General features: G+C 66.9%; 22 protein-coding genes and 1 tRNA gene (1 of these 23 running past the window's edge). 3 read left to right on the top strand and 20 right to left on the bottom strand.

Translation table 11 applies throughout. The features are described 5' to 3' along the window. The 14 genes from R3E10_02460 to R3E10_02395 all read right to left on the bottom strand — a co-directional run. On the bottom strand, window positions 1-571 hold the 5' portion of the coding sequence (locus R3E10_02460; GenBank protein MEZ4414594.1) for a non-canonical purine NTP pyrophosphatase. The gene continues 53 nt to the left of window position 1, outside the view; the window shows 571 of its 624 coding nt (coding positions 1-571); it begins with the start codon at window positions 569-571; its stop codon lies beyond the left edge, outside the window. Next, window positions 568-1,266, bottom strand: coding sequence for a ribonuclease PH (rph, locus tag R3E10_02455; protein MEZ4414593.1), 699 nt, complete (start codon window positions 1,264-1,266; stop codon window positions 568-570). Before rph ends, R3E10_02460 begins: the two co-directional genes overlap by 4 nt. Beyond that, window positions 1,263-2,978, bottom strand: a complete 1,716-nt coding sequence (locus R3E10_02450; GenBank protein MEZ4414592.1) for a Na(+)/H(+) antiporter subunit D — start codon at window positions 2,976-2,978, stop codon at window positions 1,263-1,265. The genes rph and R3E10_02450 overlap by 4 nt, the downstream gene beginning before the upstream one ends. Further along, window positions 2,968-3,237, bottom strand: a complete 270-nt coding sequence (locus tag R3E10_02445; protein ID MEZ4414591.1) for a hypothetical protein — start codon at window positions 3,235-3,237, stop codon at window positions 2,968-2,970. The genes R3E10_02450 and R3E10_02445 overlap by 11 nt, the downstream gene beginning before the upstream one ends. After that, window positions 3,234-4,691, bottom strand: a complete 1,458-nt coding sequence (locus R3E10_02440; GenBank protein MEZ4414590.1) for a monovalent cation/H+ antiporter subunit D family protein — start codon at window positions 4,689-4,691, stop codon at window positions 3,234-3,236. The genes R3E10_02445 and R3E10_02440 overlap by 4 nt, the downstream gene beginning before the upstream one ends. Then, window positions 4,688-6,166, bottom strand: coding sequence for a monovalent cation/H+ antiporter subunit D family protein (locus R3E10_02435; protein ID MEZ4414589.1), 1,479 nt, complete (start codon window positions 6,164-6,166; stop codon window positions 4,688-4,690). Before R3E10_02435 ends, R3E10_02440 begins: the two co-directional genes overlap by 4 nt. Before the next feature lie 52 nt (window positions 6,167-6,218). After that, window positions 6,219-6,635 (bottom strand): cation:proton antiporter subunit C, encoded by a 417-nt coding sequence (locus tag R3E10_02430; GenBank protein ID MEZ4414588.1) that lies wholly within the window; start codon window positions 6,633-6,635, stop codon window positions 6,219-6,221. After that, window positions 6,632-7,057, bottom strand: a complete 426-nt coding sequence (locus R3E10_02425; protein ID MEZ4414587.1) for a Na(+)/H(+) antiporter subunit B — start codon at window positions 7,055-7,057, stop codon at window positions 6,632-6,634. The genes R3E10_02430 and R3E10_02425 overlap by 4 nt, the downstream gene beginning before the upstream one ends. Beyond that, entirely contained in the window at window positions 7,054-7,650 is a 597-nt protein-coding gene (locus R3E10_02420) for a DUF4040 domain-containing protein (GenBank protein MEZ4414586.1), read from the bottom strand. The genes R3E10_02425 and R3E10_02420 overlap by 4 nt, the downstream gene beginning before the upstream one ends. Further along, on the bottom strand, window positions 7,581-7,907 hold the full coding sequence (mnhG, locus tag R3E10_02415) for a monovalent cation/H(+) antiporter subunit G (GenBank protein ID MEZ4414585.1): 327 nt from the start codon (window positions 7,905-7,907) through the stop codon (window positions 7,581-7,583). The genes R3E10_02420 and mnhG overlap by 70 nt, the downstream gene beginning before the upstream one ends. A gap of 3 nt (window positions 7,908-7,910) precedes the next feature. Continuing rightward, on the bottom strand, window positions 7,911-8,198 hold the full coding sequence (locus tag R3E10_02410; GenBank protein ID MEZ4414584.1) for a monovalent cation/H+ antiporter complex subunit F: 288 nt from the start codon (window positions 8,196-8,198) through the stop codon (window positions 7,911-7,913). Beyond that, window positions 8,195-8,668, bottom strand: coding sequence for a Na+/H+ antiporter subunit E (locus R3E10_02405; protein ID MEZ4414583.1), 474 nt, complete (start codon window positions 8,666-8,668; stop codon window positions 8,195-8,197). Before R3E10_02405 ends, R3E10_02410 begins: the two co-directional genes overlap by 4 nt. Before the next feature lie 92 nt (window positions 8,669-8,760). Continuing rightward, on the bottom strand, window positions 8,761-9,288 hold the full coding sequence (gene lptE, locus R3E10_02400; GenBank protein ID MEZ4414582.1) for an LPS assembly lipoprotein LptE: 528 nt from the start codon (window positions 9,286-9,288) through the stop codon (window positions 8,761-8,763). Then, entirely contained in the window at window positions 9,245-9,922 is a 678-nt protein-coding gene (locus R3E10_02395) for a hypothetical protein (protein MEZ4414581.1), read from the bottom strand. The genes lptE and R3E10_02395 overlap by 44 nt, the downstream gene beginning before the upstream one ends. 77 nt (window positions 9,923-9,999) lie before the next feature. Between R3E10_02395 and R3E10_02390 the strand changes: the two genes are divergently transcribed. After that, complete coding sequence (locus R3E10_02390; protein ID MEZ4414580.1) at window positions 10,000-10,737, top strand: UDP-2,3-diacylglucosamine diphosphatase; 738 nt, start codon at window positions 10,000-10,002, stop codon at window positions 10,735-10,737. Window positions 10,738-10,771: 34 nt separating this feature from the next. On the opposite strand, the gene R3E10_02385 is transcribed toward R3E10_02390, so the two are convergent. The 4 genes from R3E10_02385 to R3E10_02370 all read right to left on the bottom strand — a co-directional run bounded on the left by R3E10_02385 (window position 10,772) and on the right by R3E10_02370 (window position 13,693). Then, window positions 10,772-11,377, bottom strand: coding sequence for a DUF5683 domain-containing protein (locus tag R3E10_02385; protein MEZ4414579.1), 606 nt, complete (start codon window positions 11,375-11,377; stop codon window positions 10,772-10,774). Further along, entirely contained in the window at window positions 11,374-12,297 is a 924-nt protein-coding gene (locus R3E10_02380; GenBank protein ID MEZ4414578.1) for a diacylglycerol kinase family lipid kinase, read from the bottom strand. Before R3E10_02380 ends, R3E10_02385 begins: the two co-directional genes overlap by 4 nt. Window positions 12,298-12,345: 48 nt before the next feature. Continuing rightward, window positions 12,346-12,442 (bottom strand) — tRNA-Sec (locus tag R3E10_02375). Window positions 12,443-12,448: 6 nt separating this feature from the next. Then, window positions 12,449-13,693, bottom strand: coding sequence for an MgtC/SapB family protein (locus R3E10_02370; GenBank protein MEZ4414577.1), 1,245 nt, complete (start codon window positions 13,691-13,693; stop codon window positions 12,449-12,451). A 176-nt stretch (window positions 13,694-13,869) separates the two neighbouring features. Between R3E10_02370 and deoC the strand changes: the two genes are divergently transcribed. Continuing rightward, entirely contained in the window at window positions 13,870-14,856 is a 987-nt protein-coding gene (deoC, locus tag R3E10_02365; protein ID MEZ4414576.1) for a deoxyribose-phosphate aldolase, read from the top strand. After that, window positions 14,856-17,264: an aldehyde dehydrogenase family protein gene (locus R3E10_02360; GenBank protein MEZ4414575.1), complete on the top strand. Its 2,409-nt coding sequence runs from the start codon at window positions 14,856-14,858 to the stop codon at window positions 17,262-17,264. Before deoC ends, R3E10_02360 begins: the two co-directional genes overlap by 1 nt. A 60-nt stretch (window positions 17,265-17,324) precedes the next feature. Here the strand turns inward: R3E10_02360 and R3E10_02355 are convergent, their stop codons facing one another. Together R3E10_02355 and R3E10_02350 are read right to left on the bottom strand one after the other, a co-directional pair. Then, window positions 17,325-17,747 (bottom strand): hypothetical protein, encoded by a 423-nt coding sequence (locus tag R3E10_02355; GenBank protein ID MEZ4414574.1) that lies wholly within the window; start codon window positions 17,745-17,747, stop codon window positions 17,325-17,327. A gap of 81 nt (window positions 17,748-17,828) precedes the next feature. Further along, window positions 17,829-20,975, bottom strand: coding sequence for a glycosyl hydrolase (locus tag R3E10_02350; GenBank protein ID MEZ4414573.1), 3,147 nt, complete (start codon window positions 20,973-20,975; stop codon window positions 17,829-17,831). Window positions 20,976-21,049 lie beyond the last annotated feature (74 nt).

Raw genomic sequence — 21,049 nt, 5'->3', positions numbered from 1 at the left:
CCCGGTGGCTGAGCGCGTTCTTGGTGGCTGCATCCGCCTGGGCGAAGGTCATCCCGATCTCGGGTACGAAGAAGAAGGGGTCGTATCCGAATCCGCCCTGGCCGGCGGGCTCATCCAGAATGATCCCCCCCACCTCTCCCCGGAAGGTGACGGGCTCTGGATCGGAGGCTCCGACGAACGCGGCGACACAGACATAGCGGGCGCCCCTCCGCGACGGGGGCAGGCCCGCGAGCTTCTGCACCAGATAGCGGTTGTTGGCCCGATCCTGGTCCACCCCCGGGCCCACCGGGGCGAATCGCTTGGTCCTGACTCCGGGCCCGCCCTGCAGGGCCTCGACCTCCAGTCCGGAATCATCGGAAATCGTGGGGAGCCCGGTCAGCCCAGCGAAGTAGTGCGCTTTGGCGACCGCATTCTGCTCGAAGGTGGGGTAGGCCTCGATGTCCTCCTCCACCTCTTCGTAGGGAACGGCCAGCTCGCTGAGGTTGGTCAGCGTCACTCCCGGAAGGGAGCCCAGGATCTCCTCGATCTCCCGCATCTTGTGCTGACTGCGAGTGGCGATCAGGACCTTCATCCGCCGCGAGCCAGAACCTCGCGCTGCAGGGCCAGAAGCTGCTCGATCCCTCCGAGGGCCAGATCGATGAGATCGTCGAGCTCCCCCCGGGAGAACGGCGCACCCTCCGCGGTCCCCTGCACTTCCACCAAGCCCCCGCTCCCCGTGGCGACGACGTTCATGTCGACGTCGGCACTCGAATCCAGGGCGTAGTCCAGATCCAGGACGGGCTCACCCCTCACCAATCCAACGCTGACCGCTGCCACGGCGTCCTGAAGCGGGGAGCGCGCGATCTGTCCCTCTCGGACCAGGCGCTGACAAGCCCGCGCCAGCGCGATGTACCCGCCGGTGATGCTTGCCGTCCTGGTTCCGCCGTCCGCTTGCAGCACATCACAATCGACGATGACGGTGCGCGGCCCCAGCGCAGAGAGGTCGACGACCGCCCGCAGGGATCGTCCGATCAGGCGCTGGATCTCCTGCGTTCGGCCTTTGGGACCAGTACGCTCGCGACTGGTGCGGCGATGTGTGGACCGGGGCAGCATACTGTACTCGGCGGTGACCCACCCAGCACCGCTCCGCTCCCTCCACTGGGGAACCCCATCCTCCACGCTGGCCGTACAGAGCACCCGCGTGTTCCCCGCCGCGTAGAGGCAGGACCCCTCTGCAACGGGAGCAGCGTCGAGCTCGACAGCGGTTGTCCTGAGGCCTCGCCTCATGAAGGGGGGCCGACGTAGTAGAACGCCAGGATGGCGGAGAGGAGCACTGCGACCCACAGCAGCATGCTACCGCTGGGCCACGTGCGTGCCAGCGGTCCCGCGGGCCCGTGCGCCCGGAACGAGCGATTGAGGACTCCACGCACCGCCCCCACCGCCGCCGTACGGATCGATCGGTCCGCCGCTGCCACGGCGCCGCCAATTCCACGAACCACTGCCGGGGCCAGCTTCCGGTAGAACCACTCCGCGTCGACGTTGGTCGAGGGAATCTCGGGCGGATAGATCTTCGCCAGCTTGAGTGCCACCACCGCCCCGACGGCGAAGAGAAGGAGCTGCACCTGGGTCAACACGTGGGTCGCGTCGTACGGCGAGTAGTCCACGGGGAATGGCAGCCGGTCATACAACAGACGCGGCATGATGCCGATGGCAATGCAGAGCGTAGCGCCGATGGTCATGGCCACCAGCATGTTGACCGGCGGTTCCTTGGCGCGGATCCCGGAGTCGTGCGCGAAGAACGCGAAGAACGGAATCTTGATCCCGGCATGCTCGACCACACCGGCCGATGCGAACAGCATGACCAGCCAAATGGCGTTCTGATGCTCGTGTAGCAGCGCCGACATGATCATGGCCTTGCTCACGAACCCGTTGAAGAACGGCACGGCAGAGATCGACAGGGCCCCCACGATGCACAAGATCGTGGTGATGGGCATGGTCTTGTAGAGCCCGCCCAGCTCCGATGCCTTGGTGGTGCCCGTGACGTAGAGCACCGCCCCCATCGACATGAACAGGAGCCCTTTGAAGAGCACGTCGTTGAATGCGTGCGCCACCGCACCGTTGACGGCAAGGTCGCTGCCGATCCCCACCCCCACCACCATGAAACCGATCTGGTTCATCATGGAGTAGGACAGGACCTTGCGGAGGTCGTTCTCGATGACGGCGAAGAAGATGGGGTAGCAGGCCATGAAGGCGCCGACGTAGATCAGCACCTCCGTGCCCGGGAATCCCCGCGCCAACGTGTAGACCGCCGCCTTGGTGGTGAACGCCGACAGGAACACGGTGCCGGTCGCCGTCCCCTCCGGGTATGCCTCCGTCAGCCAGGTATGCAGAAAGGGGAACGCCGCCTTCACGCCGACGCCGAGCAGGATCAGCTTGCCGCCCAGCCCTTCGATGCCGATGGGTCCGAACTCGATGCTGCCACGCTCGTGGGCATGAACGAGGATGCCAGCCAGCAAGGTGACCCCGGACACGACCTGGATGATCAGGTAGCGCATACCGGACGCGACCGCCGTCGGCTTGCGGCGCGTCCAGATCAGGAACACGGACGTCAGGGCCAGCAGCTCCCAGAACACGAAGAGCGTGATGAGGTCGCCCGCAAACACCGCCCCCAACGCAGCGCCAGCGTATAGAACCGCGGAGACATGCTGCGTCGTGTCCCGGTCCTCGCGCTTGAGATGCAGCGAGTAGACGATCCCGATGAAGGCGGCGAGGTGGAACAGGTAGCCGAACAGGAGGCTCAGTCGGTCCACCCGCACCGGGGTCAGCGTGTAACCCAGGAGCTGCAACTCCATCACCTGTCCCGGCTCCATCGACGCGACATTCAGCGCACCGATGGCGGGAATGAGCAGCAGCAGAACGGCCCGCGGAATCCCGCGCACCAGCGGCACCAGCAACGCCCCGAGGAAGAAGAGCGCGAACGGGGGGAGGCTACCGATCATAGTAGTCCTCTCCGCGCATCACGAAGGTCCGGAGCAGCTTGGACAGCACCACCAGCACAACGATCCCGACGAAGCCCCACAGTGGATAGAAGGCGAACAACCCCTCCCAAGGGTGTTCGCTGTGGCGGTGTACGGCGAACTCGGCCAACACCGAACCGACGCACAGGGCGAAGAAGACCGTGAGGATCCGCCGCGTCCACACCGGTCCCACGCTGGGCGGAGCGTGATCCTGCCCTCCCTGGGCATTCGAAGTGCTCATGGGCCCACCACCCGCAACATCAGCTCGTAGAAGGGATCAGGGTAGAAGAACAGCGCCACGGTCAAGATTGCCGTTGCCATGAGGGCAACCAGTGACGGCCAGGGTGCCTCGTGGATTCCATCGTGGTGGTGATCGTCCTCGGATGGGGGCAGGAAGAAGGCCCGCACCGGGATGATGAGGAGATACGCCATGGACAGCAGGGAGCTGAGCATGAGCACGGCCACCAGCCCGATCTGTCCTGCATCCAGCGCTCCCAGTCCCAGGAACCACTTGCTCCAGGAGCCGCCGGCCGGGGGCAGCCCGATGATGCTCAAGGAGCCGATCAGGAAAGCGGCGAACGTGATGGGCATGGTACGGCCCAGCCCGTCCATCTCGCTGATCTCGGTCTTGTGTGCGGCAACCATGATGGCCCCCGCGCAGAAGAAGAGGGTGATCTTCCCGAAGGCGTGCATGACGATGTGCATGCCGCCACCGACGATGCCCCAGCGTGTCGCCAGCATCGCCCCCAGCACGATGTAGGAAAGCTGGCTGATGGTCGAGTAAGCCAACCGAGCCTTCAGATTGTCTTTCGTGAAGGCGACCAGGGATCCCAGCAGAATGGTGGCGGCGGCGACCCACATCAGCCACACGGATGCGCCGGTTTGATGCAGGAAATCGATCCCGAAGACGTAGACCGACACCTTGAGGATCGAGAATACGCCGGCCTTCACGACCGCCACCGCGTGCAGCAGCGCGCTCACCGGGGTAGGCGCCACCATGGCCGCGGGGAGCCAGCGGTGGAACGGCATGACCGCCGCCTTGCCGATCCCGAATACATACAGGGCCAACAGAATCGGGAGCACCGTCGCGGAGATGTGCCCGGCCAGGATCCCACCTTCCTGGAAATCAAGCGTGCCGGTCGCCACCCACGTCCAGGCGATGGCCAGGAGCTGGAGGCCCACCGAGGTCGAGACGAGGATGCCGAGGTATACGCGACCCGCCCGGCGGGCCTCTGGCGTTCCATGGTGAGTCACCAACGGGAACGTCGAGAACGTGAGGACCTCGTAGAACATGAACAGCGTGAAGAGGTTTCCTGCAAACGCCACCCCCATCGCGCTGGAGATCGCCAGGGCGAAGAAGATGTAGAAGCGTGTCTGGTTCTTCTCGTGGTGCCCTCTCATGTATCCGATCGCGTAGAGCGACGTGAGGAACCAGAGAGAGCTGGCCACCAGAGCGAAGACGAGCCCCAAGGGCTCGACTTCGAAACGGAGCTCGAGCCCGGGGGCGACCTGGAGAAGAGATACGGCCGGCCGGGCGCCGGCGATCACGGCCGGATAGAAACGGACCACGACGGAGAACAGGATCGCCGCCGTTAGCAGCAACGCCGTCTCACGCGCATTCGGCCAGCGCCCCAGGAGCCCGATCGCGACCGCGCCGATGGCCGGGATGGCCAGCGTCAGGAGAATGTCGTTCACGAACCACCCCCGAGCAGCCAGCGCGCTGCGTCAGCCGCGACTCCGGCGGTCAGGCGTGCGTTGATCCCGAAGTAGAAGTTGAGGAGCACGAGGATCCAGGTCGGGATCAACAGGGAGAGCGGTGCCTCCGCCCTTCCCTCCCGCCCCTGCGGCGCAGGCTGGAGGTACGCCACCTCGACCACCCTCCAGATGTAGACCAGGGCCAGCAGCGAGCTACCCAGCACCAGGGCAGCCACCGGCCACCAGCCCTTCTCCAGGGCACCGACGATCAAGTACCACTTGCTGATGAATCCGACCGTGGCGGGTACGCCGATGATGCTGAGGCCGGCACCCACGAAGGCGCCCATCGTCCACGGCATTCGCCGACCCAGGCCGGCCCAATCGGAGAGGGAGACGGAGCCCACCCTGTACATGACGCATCCGACCGCCATGAACAGGGCCGCCTTCATGAGGGCGTGGTTGAACAGATGCACGATCCCGCCGGTCAGCCCCGCCACCGACACGAGGGAGATGCCCAGGATCATGTAGCCGATCTGGGCGACGCTGGAGTAGGCGAGCGAGCGCTTGACGTTCTGCTGGAATACAGCCACCAGGGACATCGAAACGATCGCCACCAGCGCCAAGGGCAGCAGCACCCAGTCGAGCTGGACGACCTCGAACGAGAAGCCCGGGCCGAAGATCGTGAAGAAGAAGCGGAGCAGCATGTACACCGCCACCTTGGTCGCCGTGGCCGCGACGAACGACGTGACCGCCGAGGGCGCGTACGTGTACGCGTTGGGCAGCCAAAGGTGGAGCGGGAACAGGGCCAGCTTCAAGCAAGTCCCGATGGTCAAAAAGGCGAACGCGGCACGGATCGTCCGGGTGTCGCTCACGGCCGGTAGCCGCTCGGCGAGATCCGCCATGTTCAGCGTGCCGGTCATCGCGTACATCAAGCCGATCCCGATCACGATGAACGTCGCGCCCACGCTGCCCATGATCAGGTAGCGGAAGGACGCCGTGAGGGCGCGCCGGTCCCGGCCCATGGCGATGAGCGCATAGGCCGACAGCGAGGACACCTCGAGGAACACGAAGACGTTGAACGCGTCGCCCGTGACCGTGATCCCCAGCAGGCCGGTGAAGCACAGCAGGAACGCGGTGTAGAAGGCGGGGAGCTTCTCTTTCGCGATCTCCTGGGCAACGCTCTTGCCCATGTAGGGCGAAGCGATGGCGCCGATCAAGGCCACCAGGACCAGAACGAACGCGTTCAGGTAGTCGACCCGGTACTCGATCCCCCAGGGCGGCTCCCACCCGCCGATGTGATAGCTGATGGTGCCCTGCTCCAGCACCCGGAAGAGGACCTGTACGGCCATCCAGAGGGCCGCCCAGGTGGCCGCCACGGCGAGCCCGAACGACACGCGACCGTTGCGGAGCAGCAGCGACAGCGGCGCCGCGAGGAAGGGCACGATGATGAGGAGTACCGGGAAATGCTCGGTCACGGACGGAGCCCCGCCTTTCCTGGACGGCTGTTGGTCCCGGGAGCGCTACGTCTCATGAGGGCATCTCCTGCTCGACCGCCAGGATCTCGCCTTCCTCCACGGTGCCGTACGATTCCTTGATGCGAACCACCAGAGCCAGTCCGACCGCGGTGGTGGCGATCCCAACCACGATTGCGGTCAGGATCAGCACGTGCGGAAGCGGGTTGGAGTAGACCACGCCTTCCAGAAGCGAGAGGCCGTGGCCCGCGGCCTCTCCACCGTGCGCGGCTGCCTCGGGGTCCTCGATCAAGATGGGGGCGGTCCCGCCGTGGATCTTCCCCATGCTGATGTAGAAGATGAACACAGAGGTCTGAAAGATGGACAGGCCGATCAGCTTCTTCACCAGGTGATCGCGGGCGATAACGGTGTAGAGCCCGATCATCATCAGGGCAACGAAGATCCAATAATTGTAGAGCCCCAGGATCCTCATTCGTCGCCGTTCCCCCGCTCGGCAAAGGTCACGAAGATCCCGGTCATCACTGCGAAGACCGTTGTGAGCACGCCGAGCTCCACCAGCATGATGCCCAGATGCTGTCCGTGCACCGGATCGTGACGCAGCACGTTGTAGTCGAGGAAAGCGCCACCCTTGAGCAGGGCGACCACGCCCACACCTGCGTAGATCATGACCCCCAGAGGGGCAAGCGTGAGCCAGACGCCCTTGGGCAGGACTCGCAGGAGCTTCGAGAGACCGAAGACCAGTCCGTAGAGCACGAAGCCAGCTGCGAAGATCACACCCGCCTGGAACCCCCCTCCGGGACCGAAGTCACCGTGGAACTGGACGTACAACGCGAAGACCAGGATGAGGGGAATCAGCACCTTCACCCCAATGCGTAGGATGACCTGATCCCTCATGACTGCTTCCCTTCCTTGCGGCTGCGCCCCAGAAGCAGCAGCACGCCGACCAGCGCAGTGAACACGACGGATGTCTCGCCCATCGTGTCGTAGCCTCTGTACGATGCCAGCACAGACGTGACCACGTTGGGCACGGCCACCTCGTGTGCCGACTCCTCCAGGTAGCGGGGGACCACATGGTGGTGGATCGGGTTGGCCGGATCACCGTAGGGCGGGAGGTCCAGCGTCGCGTAGATCAGGACCGCCCCGGTGATCAACACCACCACCAGAGGAAGGACGGGCGTGTGCGACGGCTTCTTCTCCTCCGCTCCCACCAGGGCCAGGGCCCCCAACAGCAGAATGGTGGAGATCCCCGCCCCCACCGACGACTCCGTGAAGGCCACGTCCACCGCGTCCATCACCACGAACAGGCCGGCGGACAGGAAGCTGTAGATGCCCGCAAGCATCACCGCGGCGAACAAAGAGCGGACCCGGACGATGGCCAGCGCGGTGAGCGTCAAGAACGCCAGCAGCGCGAAGTCGATTACGACGTCCAGACGCCACCCTCCTTCCGACGCACAGGCTCGATCCCCGCTTCCAGGGCGGCCCGGCACGTGGCATGGGTCGAGATCGGACTGGTGAATGCCACGAACAGCAGGATGAAGAGCAAGCGCACCGCGTTGAGCCCCACACCGGCCTGCAGGATCAGTCCCGTCAACAGGAGTCCGGCCCCGGCCGTATCTGTCATGCCAGCGGCATGCTGGCGTGTGAAGACGTCCGGCAGCCGATTGACGCCGATCGAACCGGCCACCATGAACAGCACGCCCAGCACGATCAACACCCAGCTGGCGATATCGATCACGATCGCCATTGGTCAGGCCACCTGGTCATCGCTGAAGGGGCGAGCCAGATCGCCACGGGCGGCCACATACTTCAGCACCGCGACCGTGCCGATGAAGTTCATCAGGGCGTAGACCAGAGCCAGGTCCATGAAGTCGGGACGGCCCGACAGGAATCCGATCACCGCGATCAGCACCACCGTCTTGGTGCCGAACATGTTGGCGGCCAGGATTCGATCGAAGACGGTCGGCCCCAGCACGGCCCGCACCAGCGCGAGGGCCATGGCGACCAGGATACCGGCCGCGGCGACGGCGAACATCATGGTCCCTCCAGAAGGACGACCCGTCGGTCCATCTCGCCCTCTTCCGTTCCCGCCAGGGCCGCTTTGGTCAACGAATGGACTTCCATGCTGTGGCCATACACGCCGGTCGTGATGGTCCCCGGGGTCAGCGTGATGGAGTTGGCGTAGATGAATCGCCCCAGCGCTGTCTTCTCATGGCCTTCGTAGCGGCCGAGCGCCGGGTCGATTTCCATGCGGGGGCGGAGGACGATCTTGAGCACGTCCACGTTGGCCTTCAGGATCTCCCACGCCAACCAGGGAACATAGGCCCAGGCGCGCAGGGCCAGATGGAGCGGCACCGATTCCCGGTCGACGACGTCCATGCGTCGCGCCAGGTAGGTCACGAGGATGGCCGAAACCACGCCGAAGCCGGTGATGAGCAGCGTGTAGTGGCCGGAGAGGAAGAGCCAGAAGGCCATGAGGCCGGCTCCCATGCCCAGCAGATGAGCCATACCAGCGTCGTCCCGAGTTCGGCGCCCATGCGGTGCAGCGGCGGTTTCGGGGCGGGATAATAGGGACCCGCTCTCAGCGGGTCAACAAACCGTCACCAGTTGGATTGGGCGCCGTCGACGATGCGTTGGACAAGGAGTTGGATGGCCGCCGTACGGCCGATCTCCTCGGTCTCGCTCGCGTCCAGGTAGGTCCCTTCGGCGCGCAGACTCTGGTCCTCCCAGAGGACCACGTTGTTGCGCACATCGATGATCTCGACCCGAGCCGCCAAGGTGACCTGGCGCTGCAGCACCTCGGCGCCGGCCCCCCCTGCACCGGGGCGGAAGAGGGGCGCATTGACGGCGTAGCTGATGATGGTCCCCTGGACGATGGCGTCCGCGACATCCGCTCCGGCGCTACGAACCCCCAGGGCCCGCGGCAGCTCGCGCAGCAGGCGCTGATGCACCTCGTCGGTGAGCTCGGAGCGGGTCGTGGTGTTGTCGAACGGGAGCACGGCCACCGTCCGGACATGGTCCGGAAGGCCGCTGCCGGCCCGCAGCGAGTAGTTGCAGCCCGCCAAAGCGAGCCACAACAGGCCGCTAGCGAGCCAGAGTCCAGATCTCAGGCGGGAACGACTCGACATACTCGATGCTTTCGACCTCGACGTGTAGCTCACGGAACGCGGCGATATTGCGGTACGTAGCCGATCTCGGCAGCCCCTCTCCCTCCCGGGTCACCTCCAGCCGCTCCTCCGTACGCCCCTGGCGTTGGATCTCGGCCGAGGCGAGGTGGCCGGCCTCGAAGCGGAACGCCAGCTCCCTGGCCCCCGGGACATCGTAGCGGAGGCGCACGGTCTGGGAGTCCAGAGCCTCGCCGCCCGCCAGGCGCGGCAGTTGTCCGGGCCGGAACACACCCAACGACGCCCAGAGCAGAGGCGCCGGCGGAATCAACCCCTCCGGCGCCCCGGGGGGCAGGCGCAACTCATCGTCCACGAGAGCCGCCTGCACGGCCAACTCTCCGTTGCCGAGGAAGAGATCGAGCCGCGCCCGATACGGCGGCTCGAAGCGGGACACACCGCGGCCGGAAAACCGGGCCCCGCTTTCGTTGGCCTCCCAGGTGAAGACGACGCGGGTGGGGCGCTCCAGGCGGGTGGCCTGCTCCTGCAGCACCGCCACCTCGCGTGCGTCGATCGACGGAGCTGGCGGTGGCGGAGGGGCGCCGGTGCAGCCCCAGAGGACGGCGAAGGCCCCCAGCGCTAGCGTAGGTCGGATCTCCATGGGGCCCCTCTACACCGGGGGCGGCCCAATCCTTCCCCTTTGGACCCCCCGTCCCAACCATTACCTTCGGCCCCGCCATGCCGATGCCCTCCGTCTACGTGACCAGTGACGTCCACCTGGGCGCCGTCCCCCGGGACACCGAGGCCGCCTTCATCCGCTGGTTGGAGCATGCCGGGGTCAACGCCGGGTCGGTCCTGATCAACGGGGACCTCTTCGATTTCTGGTTCGAGTACCGAAGCGCGGTGCCGCGGGGACATGCACGGGTCCTGGGTGCTCTGGCCACGCTGGTGGACGCGGGGGTCCCGGTAACCTTGATGGGCGGCAATCACGACTGGTGGGGCGGCTCGTTCCTGCGGGATGAGGTCGGCGTCGAGTTCCTGCAGGAAAAGGTCATTCGGGATCTCGCGGGCCACCGGACGCTGGTGGCCCACGGGGACGGGCTGGGACGAGGCGACCTGGGCTATCGGATGCTCAAGTGGCTCCTGCGCAGCCCGGTGACGGTGGCCGGGTTCCGCTGGCTCCATCCGGACCTGGGGGCCTGGCTGGCGGCTCGGGTATCCCGCACCGGGACTCGCGACCACGCCGACAACGCCGCGACCCTCGCCCGTGCCGAGTACGTGCGCGGATGGGCGATCGAGCGTTTGGCTGCCGACCCCACCTTGGACCTCGTCCTGCTCGGGCACACGCACATTCCGGGGCTCGAGGAGGTCGAACCGGGGCGGTTCTATCTCAACGCCGGGGACTGGGTCTACCGCCGCACCTACGCCGTGCTCACCCGAGGAGAGGCTCCTCGCCTGCTCGATTGGGAGGACTGAGCCGGAGGGCGTCCCTGGGGCAGTTCGCACCGCGTCAGCGGAAGGCGGACACCGGGATACGAACTGCGACCTCGATGCGGGGCGGTCCTGCGGAGCTGGGCTGCGTGCTCACGCTTATCGGATCGGGGAAGTCCTTCAGGTGCGCCGACACAAAGGCGTCCGCCCCGCCCAGGAGCAGCATGAACAGCCCGAAGGCGAGCCAATCCTCACGCTGGGAGAGACGGGCCTCTTCAAGGGCGCGCATCTCCTCGACCCGAGGATCGGCCTCGACGGCGGCCAGGATGGAGTCCGGGTCGCTGAGGCCCGAGGCCACGGCCGCGCGCTCGGCTTCCGTCGTCCAGAAGTCGAGCCGTTCTCGGGCGCCCTCGAGCTCGCGTAGGGTCTTGTAGAGCCCCAGCCCAGAGACGGCTTCCACGAGGAAGTAGAAGCTGGCTCGCGAGTACGCTTGCGTGGCGGCCTGCCCCCAGCCCGGTACCACCAAGGAACGGAGGAAGGCACCCCGTGGGCTGATGTCATGACTGCGCGCAGTGTCCGGTGCCACGGCCTCCACATCTTGTGCCTGGAGCGCCGGCGCCCCGAGCAAGCTCATCCCCGCCGAGAGCAGGACGACCTGGGTCCAGCGACGCGGGCAGGCGCTCACGGACGTTCCTCTGCCGGCACGAATACGCCGATGCGGCCAGGAAGCACGTCGATGTCGATGGGGCCCGCCGCCGCAGGCATCAACTCCCCATCGAGCTCGAATGGAAGCGGCCCGCCGTCGGGACTGGAGAAGCGGACATGTTGGAAGCGTCGCATGCGGATGACCGGCAGGTCGCTGTGGGTGCCTCGGATGACCTTGGGGATATACCGCGCCACCTGAAACAGGTTCAGCCGGTCCACGAAGCACAGGTCCAGCAGGCCGTCGTCCGCGACTGCGGTCGGATTCAGAAGGAACCCACCACCTGCCGACGGCCCCACCGTAACGGCGGAGAGCATGGTCGGGGCCTCGATCTCCTCACCGGACTCGAGCCGGATCCTCACGGGCACGGGGCGAAAGCGGACGACGGCTGCCGCCAGGGCGACCAGGTATTGGGCGAGACCCGACAGCACCCGGACCCGGGACCGCCTCAACAGCACTTCCACATCGAGGCCAACGCCCATGAGGTTGACGAAGAACTTCTCCTGGTCGTCCCAGCGAGCCCGGCCCACGTCCACCTGACGCACGCGCCCCTCCATCAGCACCCGCACCGCATCGTCCAGGCGCTTGGGGGCGCCCACGATGCGATAGAAGTCGTTTCCGGTGCCCATCGGGGCCACCGCGAACGGTGGCGGCTGCCCGTCGCTGGTCAGCAGGCCGTTGACCACCTCGTGGATGGTGCCGTCGCCTCCGACAACCAGCAGCTTGTCCGCACCCAGAGCAACGGCCTGGCGGGCGAGACGCACTCCGTCGCCGGGGCCCTCCGTCGCCAGGACGGTTGTCGACACACCGAGACGTTCGAACGCCGCCAGTAGCTTCGGAACCGACCGGCCCCCGGTCCCGGAGCCGGAGGCTGGGTTCACCAGGAGTACGATGTTGCTCATAGGGTGAGGGGCCTGGCACAGAGGGGATGTTGCTGGAAGGGTACGAGGTGGCGGGAGCGTGTGGGAATCGAACCCACCAACCCGGGTTTGAACCGGGCCAGCTGGTTTTGAAGACCAGTCGAGACACCAGTCCCGATCCGCCCCCTCGACCTCATGAGGACCAACCCGCCAGAATCGCCGCGCCGGCCGCCAGAGTCACCAGGAAAAGGACTCCGACCCGCCGAGCCATGGCGGGTGTGGCCAGGCTGGCCACGGCACCTCCCTTGAACACGATGTTGGAAAGGCCACCCACGAAGATCAGCCGCCAAGCCCGGGACGCGTCCAGGCGTCCGTCGCGCACCAGCTCCGTCACGGACAACGTAATGGCGTCCATGTCCACGATGCCGGACAGGCCCGCGATTCCGTACAGCCAGCGGGACCCCAACCGCGCTTCTGCGAAGGCAACCGCGAAAAGGATCGCGCCGTAGAGGAGGCCAAAGACGATCGCGGTCCGGAGTCCGGAGGGAGGCGAGGCATCCTGCGCGGCCAGGGGCTCTTGACGGCCCCGGCGCATCGTGAACGCCGTCAGCACCGCCATGACAGCCACCAGGGCGATCAGCGGAGGAGCGGCGGTCGGCAGGAAAGCCGCGTGCACCACTGCGATCTCCAGCAGCACTCGCACGAACACCACGGCTGACGCGATCATGATGACCAGTGTCCCGGCTTGGGGGGTCACCCTGCCCTGCTTGTTCTCGGTCGCGTAGGCCACGGTCGTCGCTGTGCTGGAGATCAGGCCCCCGAGGAACCCGGCCATGACCGTACCGGCCTTCGATCCGAACACCTGATAGGCGACGTACGCAGCCAGGCTGATGCCTACGATCAGCACCACCATGGTCCAGATGCGGAACGGATTGAGGACCGCGAAAGGACCGTAGGCGCGGTTCGGCAGCACAGGCAGAATCACGAGGGCCACCAGGACCAGCCGCACGATCGCGCGGATCTCCCGCTCGTCGAGGCCGGAGACCCAGCGGTGCAGCTCGGTCTTCCAGTGCAGGAGCACCGTGATCGTGCCCGCGACGATCACGCCTTGGACCCGATACCCGAACAGCACGGCCGCGCCGATCAGATAGAGGGCGACGGCAGCCACCTCCGTGGTGATTCCTGGAGCCGGGTGCTCGTCGTCCCGCTCGGAGATGTTGGCGGTGATGACAAAGGCGGCCACCACGAGCAGGCCGGCGCTGATCACCCAGGGGCCCACCCGCTCCGAGACCAGAGCGGCCAACGCACCGAACAGGGAGATCAAGGGAAACGTGCGGATCCCGGCGATCGGGTCCGTCGCCCACTGGCGCTGAAGCCCGACCAGCAAGCCCAGGCCGAGCGCGAGCGCCAGGGAAGCGACGATCTCCGGGTCGGTCAAGCCTGTCTCCTGGCATGCTGAAGAAGGGGGGCGCCTCCGCGCCGTGACCCCGCGGCCCGCCCCGGGTCACTCGGGGGCCGGGCGGATCCAGGATAGCGACCGGAGACCGCCTCCGGTACCTTTTTCCACCCACGATGGAGTGATTCGTGTCCAACCGCACCACACCGAAAGAGCCCCTGTCTGGCGCACGCTCGCGCCCCCTTGCCACTTCCTCGGTGGCGCGGAACCCGGGCACGGAGCTGGACCTCGATTGGGTGCGGTCCCTGCGAGTCAACCGCTCCGCCGTCGAGCGCCGCATTGCAGCTCTGGGCGGCCGCCGCTCGGTAAAGAAGGAGTGGCAGGCCGCCTGGCTGCTGCGCGCCGTCCGCTTGATGGACCTCACCTCCCTGGAGGGCAGCGACACCGAGGGGCGCATCCGCCGCCTCGCGGCCAAAGCCCGCCAACCCGTCCGACAGGACCTGCTCGAGGCCCTGGGGGCGGACACGCTGGGGATCCGGGTGGCGGCCGTGTGCGTCTACCCCGCGTTGGTCGACGCGGCCCGTCTGGCGCTCGCGGGCAGCGGCATCCCGGTGGCCGCTGTCGCGGCCGGCTTTCCGCACGGGCTCAGCCCCCTGGATCTGCGCATTCGCGAGGTCGAATCCGCGGTCGCAGCAGGTGCGGATGAGATCGACATCGTGATCCGACGCGGACACGTGCTCCGCGGCGAGTGGCAGGCCCTCTACGACGAGGTGCGGAGCTTTCGCGCGGCCTGCGGATCCGCACACCTGAAGACGATCCTGGCGGTCGGAGAGCTGGGCACCCTCCGCAATGTGGCGCGGGCCTCCGCCGTGTGCATGATGGCGGGCGCGGACTTCATCAAGACCTCCACGGGAAAGGAGCAGGTCAACGCCACCCTCCCCGTCGGGCTCACCATGGTTCGCACGCTGCGAGCGTACGTGGAGCGTACGGGCTACCCGGTCGGCTTCAAGCCGGCCGGTGGCGTGCGCACCGCGAAGGACGCCCTGCTCTGGCTCGTCCTGATGAAGGAGGAGTTGGGGCGTGAGTGGATGGAACCCGAGCGCTTCCGATTTGGCGCCAGCTCGCTCCTGGGCGACATCGAACGACAACTGGAGCACCACCTGACCGGCCGCTACTCCGCGTCCTTCCACCACCCGATGGCCTGATGTCCAAGATCGCTGAGGTCTTCGAGTCCCTCGAATACGGACCGGCTCCCGAGAGTGAGGCGCCCGCCTACGCCTGGCTGGATGCGCACGGCCGCCGCTTCGGGCACTTCATCGGCGGAACCTGGACGGAGGTCTCCGAGGACGCGCTCTTCGAGACCGTCGAGCCCCGCAACGGGCGCGCGCTCGCTCGTGTCTCGCAGGGCAGCCCGGACGACGTGGCCCGAGCCGTGGCCGCTGCGCGCCACGCGCAGCGCGAGTGGGCGCGCTTGCGAGGGTACGAGCGTGCCAGACACCTCTACGCGCTCGCGCGCGGCATCCAACGAAACGCGCGCCTGTTCGCGGTGCTGGAAAGCCTGGACAATGGCAAGCCCATCCGGGAATCGCGCGACCTGGACATCCCGCTGGTGGCGCGGCATTTCCTGCACCACGCCGGCTGGGCCCAGCTCATGGAACGGACCTTCCCCGAGCACGAAGCGATCGGCGTGGTGGGTCAGATCGTACCGTGGAACTTTCCGCTTCTGATGTTGGCCTGGAAGGTGGCTCCGGCCCTGGCGGTCGGGAACACGGTGATTCTGAAGCCGGCCGAATACACACCGCTGACGGCGCTTCTGTTCGCGGAGCTCTGCCGGGAGGCGGGCCTTCCGGCAGGCGTATTCAACGTGGTCACCGGCGATGGCGACACGGGCGCTGCACTGGTCGCTCACCCCGGCGTGGACAAGATCGCGTTCACCGGGTCGACGGAGGTGGGGCGGCTCATCCGCACGGCCACTGCGGGGACCGGAAAGCGGCTTTCGCTCGAGCTCGGAGGGAAGTCGCCGTTCCTGGTCTTCGACGACGCCGACCTCGACTCGGTGGTGGAAGGCGTAGTCGACGCCATCTGGTTCAATCAGGGTCAGGTCTGCTGCGCGGGCTCCCGGATCCTGGTGCAGGAAGGCATCGAGGCCGAGCTGGAGCGGAAGCTGAAGGCCCGGCTGGAAACGCTGCGGATGGGAGACCCGCTGGACAAGTCGGTCGACATGGGCGCGATCGTGGCTCCCGTGCAGTTGGAGCGAATCCGCACCCTGGTCGAGCAAGGGCGCTCGGAGGGCGCGCGTATCTGGCAACCCAGCTGGGCGCTCCCCCAGGACGGTTGGTTCTATCCGCCGACGCTGTGTACGTCCGTGTCGCCCGCGGGCACGCTCGCGCAAATCGAGGTGTTCGGTCCGGTCGTGGTGTCGATGTCGTTCCGGACGCCGGCCGAAGCGGTCCAGCTCGCCAACGATACCCGCTACGGCCTTGCCGCCTCGGTCTGGACCGAGAACGTCAACCTGGCCCTCGACGTGGCTCCGCAGCTCCAAGCGGGTACGGTGTGGGTCAACTGCACGAATCTGTTCGACGCCGCATCGGGTTTTGGCGGGTACCGGGAAAGCGGTTTCGGGCGCGAGGGCGGCCTGGAAGGGCTTTGGGAGTACGTCCGGCCCCGCGGTCAGGGCCGCGCGTCCCAGCCCCGGACGCGCGACGAGCTGGAAGCGCAGAGGCCGACCACCGCACTCGCCGGAGACGGACAGCGCGCTGGGCACGCCGGGGTCGATCGGACCGCCAAGCTCTACCTCGGCGGTCGCCAGGTTCGGCCCGACGGTGAGCAGAGCCTCTCGGTGCTGGATGCAAAGGGCCGCGCCCTCGAGCAGGTGCCGCGCGGGAACCGCAAGGACATCCGCAACGCCGTAGAGGCGGCCCACAAGGCCCTGCCTGGCTGGCGGGGGCGCACTGCGCACAATCGCGCACAGGTGCTGTACTATCTGGCCGAGAACCTCGACGTGCGGGGAGCCGAGTTGGCTGCTCGCCTCGCCCAGGCTCCCGGTGCGTCACGGCGCTCCGCGCGGGCCGAGGTGAACGCCGCCATCGAGCGGCTCTTCACCTACGCCGCCTGGGCCGACAAGTGGGACGGACGAGTTCACGCCACCCCGTTCCGCAATGTGACCCTCGCGATGCCCGAAGCCCTCGGAGTCGTGGGGATCGTCTGTCCCAACGAAGCTCCCCTCCTGGCCTTCGTCTCCTGCGTGGCCCCGGCGATCGCGATGGGCTGTGCGGTGGTGGTGGTGCCATCGGAGGCCTTCCCGTTGGCGGCAACCGACCTCTACCAGGTGCTGGAGACCTCGGACGTTCCAAGCGGAGTCGTCAACATCGTGACGGGACTGCGCGACGAGCTCGCCCCCGTGCTGGCCGCGCACGACGACGTCGCGGGCATGTGGTACTTCGGGCACCTCGAAGGCACCGCGGAAGTGGAGCGGCTGGCGGCCGGGAACCTCAAGCGCACCTGGACGGACCGGGGACGGCTGCGGGCCTGGGACGGCCCCTCGGGCGCGGGCGAGGAGTTTCTTCGCGAGGCCACCCAGATCAAGAACATCTGGGTGCCGTACGGCGACTAGGCCCGAACCCGAGCGCCCCGGAGGGAACGGCGCTTCCGCTGCCTTGCGGGCGACGCCGCCTCAGCGCCGCAGGTAGGAGCGGTTGACCGGCGTCTGGATGACCAGCGTGATCCGATCCCCGGGACTGACGGTCAGCCGCGGCGTTGTGTAGCGGTCGCTCGCCAGCAGATCGATCTGGATCTGCAGGTCCCGGACGGCGGCCCATTCCAGAACGAAGCTACCGTTCGATTTCCCGGCGACCCGGCCGATCAACGACCGCCCTCCACCCTCGATGACCGCGTGGAGCGTGGCCTCGTTGAAGTCGAGATTCTCCACCTGCAGCGAGACCCGGTCCGACTGCCCCCCGCGCTCGAAGGGCGACGGAGCCTTCTGTCCCCCGCACGCTGCCACGACCAGCAGCAGGCCAAGGAGCCAGGCAGCCGTTGGAAGGCCAGGCCATAGGCCCTTGGGCCCGTGTTGGTTACGCACACCGATCTGACCCAAGTTCTCCTCCCGCCCGGGTAGCCTCCTGCCCGAGGGGCGGACCCCCCACGGGTCCGCCCCCCTGTGATGCGCGTCCGTGGATCAGCTGACCAGCCGACTCGTTCTGATGGGCTCGAGCCCGGCTCGCTGGAGCAGCTCGTTGAGGCGCCCCAGGTCCTCTCGGAGAATCACCTGCATCGCGCGGAGCTGCTCGTCGAGCTGTACCGACAGATACTCGTACACTTCGTACTGCTGCTCGGCCGGTGCGCTTTCACCTGCCTCCACCACGCCCATCAGCGCGGCCAGCTTGTTGTTGAGCTTGATCGGGAAGTTGAGGGGATCCTGGTTGCTCTGGTTCCGGACCTGGTAGATCTCTCCCTCGACGCCGCTCAGCTTCTCCTTCACCTCGCCGCCGGCGCTTTCGATCTGGCGGTCGTCGGTCTTGTCCAGCCGGTCGTCCACCTGCGACTTCACGTCCCGGATGTCGATCACCGCCTGATTGGCCGCGCTCACCTGGTCCCGGATCTGGATGGCAAGGTCGAAGCGGCGCTGCAGGTCCGCCATCGTCACCCGACCCGCCAGGCGGGGGTCCATCTTGATCTCGAAGCGTTGCTCCTGGGTGGGATGATCATCCACGGTCAGGCGCACCACATACTGGCCCGGCACGGCCGCCGGTCCCTGGTTCCCCGCCGCCCAGAAAATCCGCCCCTCGAAGTCCGTGTACCCGGGGTAGCGCATGTTCCAGGTGAAGCGCTTGGACCCGGCCGTCTTCGCAGGGCTGGGCGCGCGCCCGCCTCCGAAGAACTGCGCGGGCCCCTGAGGTTCCTCCTCCTGGTCCTCCCCGGCCGACTCGAACGTCTGGATGACCTGCCCGCGGGCATCGGTGAACTCGATGGTCACCTTCTCCGCCTTCTCGGCCAGGTAGTAGTAGACCTCGACGCTCTGATCCACACCCCGCACGGGGTCGACCGGGTCGAACAAGTGCACGGGAGCCTCGGCGATGCGGTCGGACATCTGGCGGATGGGGCCGATGCTGGGCAGCACCCAGAAAGACCGCCCGTGCGTCGCGATCACCAGATCATTCTCCTCCACCACCAGGTCGGAGACCTGCGTGTTGGGGAGGTTCAGCCCCAGCGAGGTCCAATGGGCTCCATCGTCCCAGGAGACGTAGACCGTCGTCTCCGACGACGCGTACAGCAGCCCGGGCCGCGTGGGGTCCTCACGCACCGCGCGCACGAAGTCGGTCTCGGGGATCCCGGTGACGATCTTGGTCCACGTGCGACCGTAGTCGACGGTCTTCCACACGTACGGATGGCGGTCGTCGTCCACCAGGTAGCGGATCCCGGCCACGTAGGCCTTCCCTGCCGTGTTGGGCGAGGCCTCGATGGTGTTGATCCGGACGAAGTCCGGAGCGTCGGGAGGCGTGACGTTGGTCCAGGTCTGCCCACCGTCCCGGGTCACGTGCACGTAGCCGTCATCGGATCCGGCCCAGATCACGTTCACGTCCTGGTAGGACGGTGCGATGGCGAAGATCGTGGCGTACGTCTCGACGCCCGTCTGGTCCTTGGTGATGGGGCCACCCGACGCGCCGATGGTGGACGGGTCCGCCCGGGTCAGATCCCCGCTGATGGCCTCCCAACTCTGGCCCTCGCTGGTGGTCTTCCAGACCTTCTGCGTGCCGGTGTACAGCACGTTCGGATCTACCGGCGAGAAGACGATGGGATAGGTCCACTGGACCCGTTCCTGCAGGTCCTCGGCCGACTGCCCCATCGGGTTCTCGGGCCAGACGTTGACCTGTCGGGTATCGCCGCTGCTGTGGTCGTACCGGGACAGGCTGCCGCCGTAGCACCCGGCGTAGTAGACGTCCGTGTTCTTGGGGTCCGGCGCGATATAGCCGGACTCGCAGCCACCCACGGAGAAGAAGTAGCCGCCTCCGCCGAAGCCACCGCCGGCCGAGAGGTGGTTCCACCCCTTCCAGGGCGTGCAGGCCGTGGAGTTGTCCTGCTGCGCACCACACACCAGGTAGGGCTGATGGTGGGTGGTGATCACTCGATAGAACTGGGCGGTCGGGAAGTCCTGATCGGTCCAGGTCTGGCCAGCGTTGATGGAGACGTTGGCGCCACCATCATTGGAGTTGATCATCCGGTCCGGATCCGAAGGCGCGATCCAGAGGTCGTGGTTGTCCCCGTGGGGTACGCGCAGCGATTCGGGGAAGGTCTTGCCCCCGTCCTTGGAGCGGTAGATGCCCGTATTGAGCGCGTAGACCACATCCTCATTTTGCGGATCCGCGTAGATGCGCGAATAGTAGAACGCGCGCTGACGCAGCTTACGCTCGTCGTTGATGCGCTCCCAGGTCGAGCCGCCGTCGTCGGAGCGGAACACGCCACCCTCGTCGTGCTCGATCAGCGCCCAGACGCGCTGCGGGTTGGCCGGAGAGACGGCGACGCCGATCTTCCCCATGAGTCCCTGCTGGGGAAGCCCCTGGTTCCGGCTGATCTCCGTCCAGTGTTCACCACCATCGGTGGACTTGTAGAGTCCGCTGCCCGGGCCGCCGGACGACATGCCCCACGACTTGCGCCAGGCTTCCCAGAGCGAGGCATACATGACGTCCGGGTTGCCCGGATCGAACGTCAGGTCTACCGCACCCGAGCGGGCGTCCCGATAGAGCACTCGACGCCAGGTCTCCCCGCCATCGGTGGTCTTGTAGACGCCACGCTCCTCGTTCTCGACGGAGTGCTTCCCGAAGGCAGCCACCCATACGGTGTTGCAGTCGCTGGGATGGACCCGTACCCGCGCGATGTTCTGCGTCTCCTCCAGTCCCAGATGGGTCCAGGTATTCCCGCCGTTGCTGGACTTGTAGAGACCGTCTCCCTGCATGACGTTGCCGCGGAGCTCCGTCTCGCCCGTGCCGATGTAGACCACGTCGGGATCGGCTTCGCACACCCCCACCGCACCCACCGACGAGCTGTTGATCTTGCCGTCCGTCACGGCCCGCCAGTTCAGGCCGCCGTCGGTGGTCTTCCACAAGCCGCCCCCCGTGGCCCCGAAGTAGTATTCGAAGGGCCGGCTGTCGCTGCCCGCGACGCCGATGGAGCGCCCGCCCCGTTCGATGCCGATGTTCCGCCAGCGGAGCGCGTCGAAGTAGTCGGAGTCGTAGCTCTGGGCCGCCGCTGCGAGCGGGGCCAGGGCAAGAAGTGCGGTCGCCAGGGCGGAGGTGCCCGGGCGAATCGGGTTCCAGCGCTTCATCATCGGGATCCAGATCAGTGGGGACCGACCAAAACGGACGTGAGCGGTACCCCCCCGGAACGAGGGGGTTCTCGGGG

This window comes from Gemmatimonadota bacterium, assembly GCA_041390105.1.
GTDB lineage: Bacteria > Gemmatimonadota > Gemmatimonadetes > Longimicrobiales > Gaopeijiaceae > JAGQIF01.
This window is presented reverse-complemented; position numbering and strand designations above follow the sequence as displayed.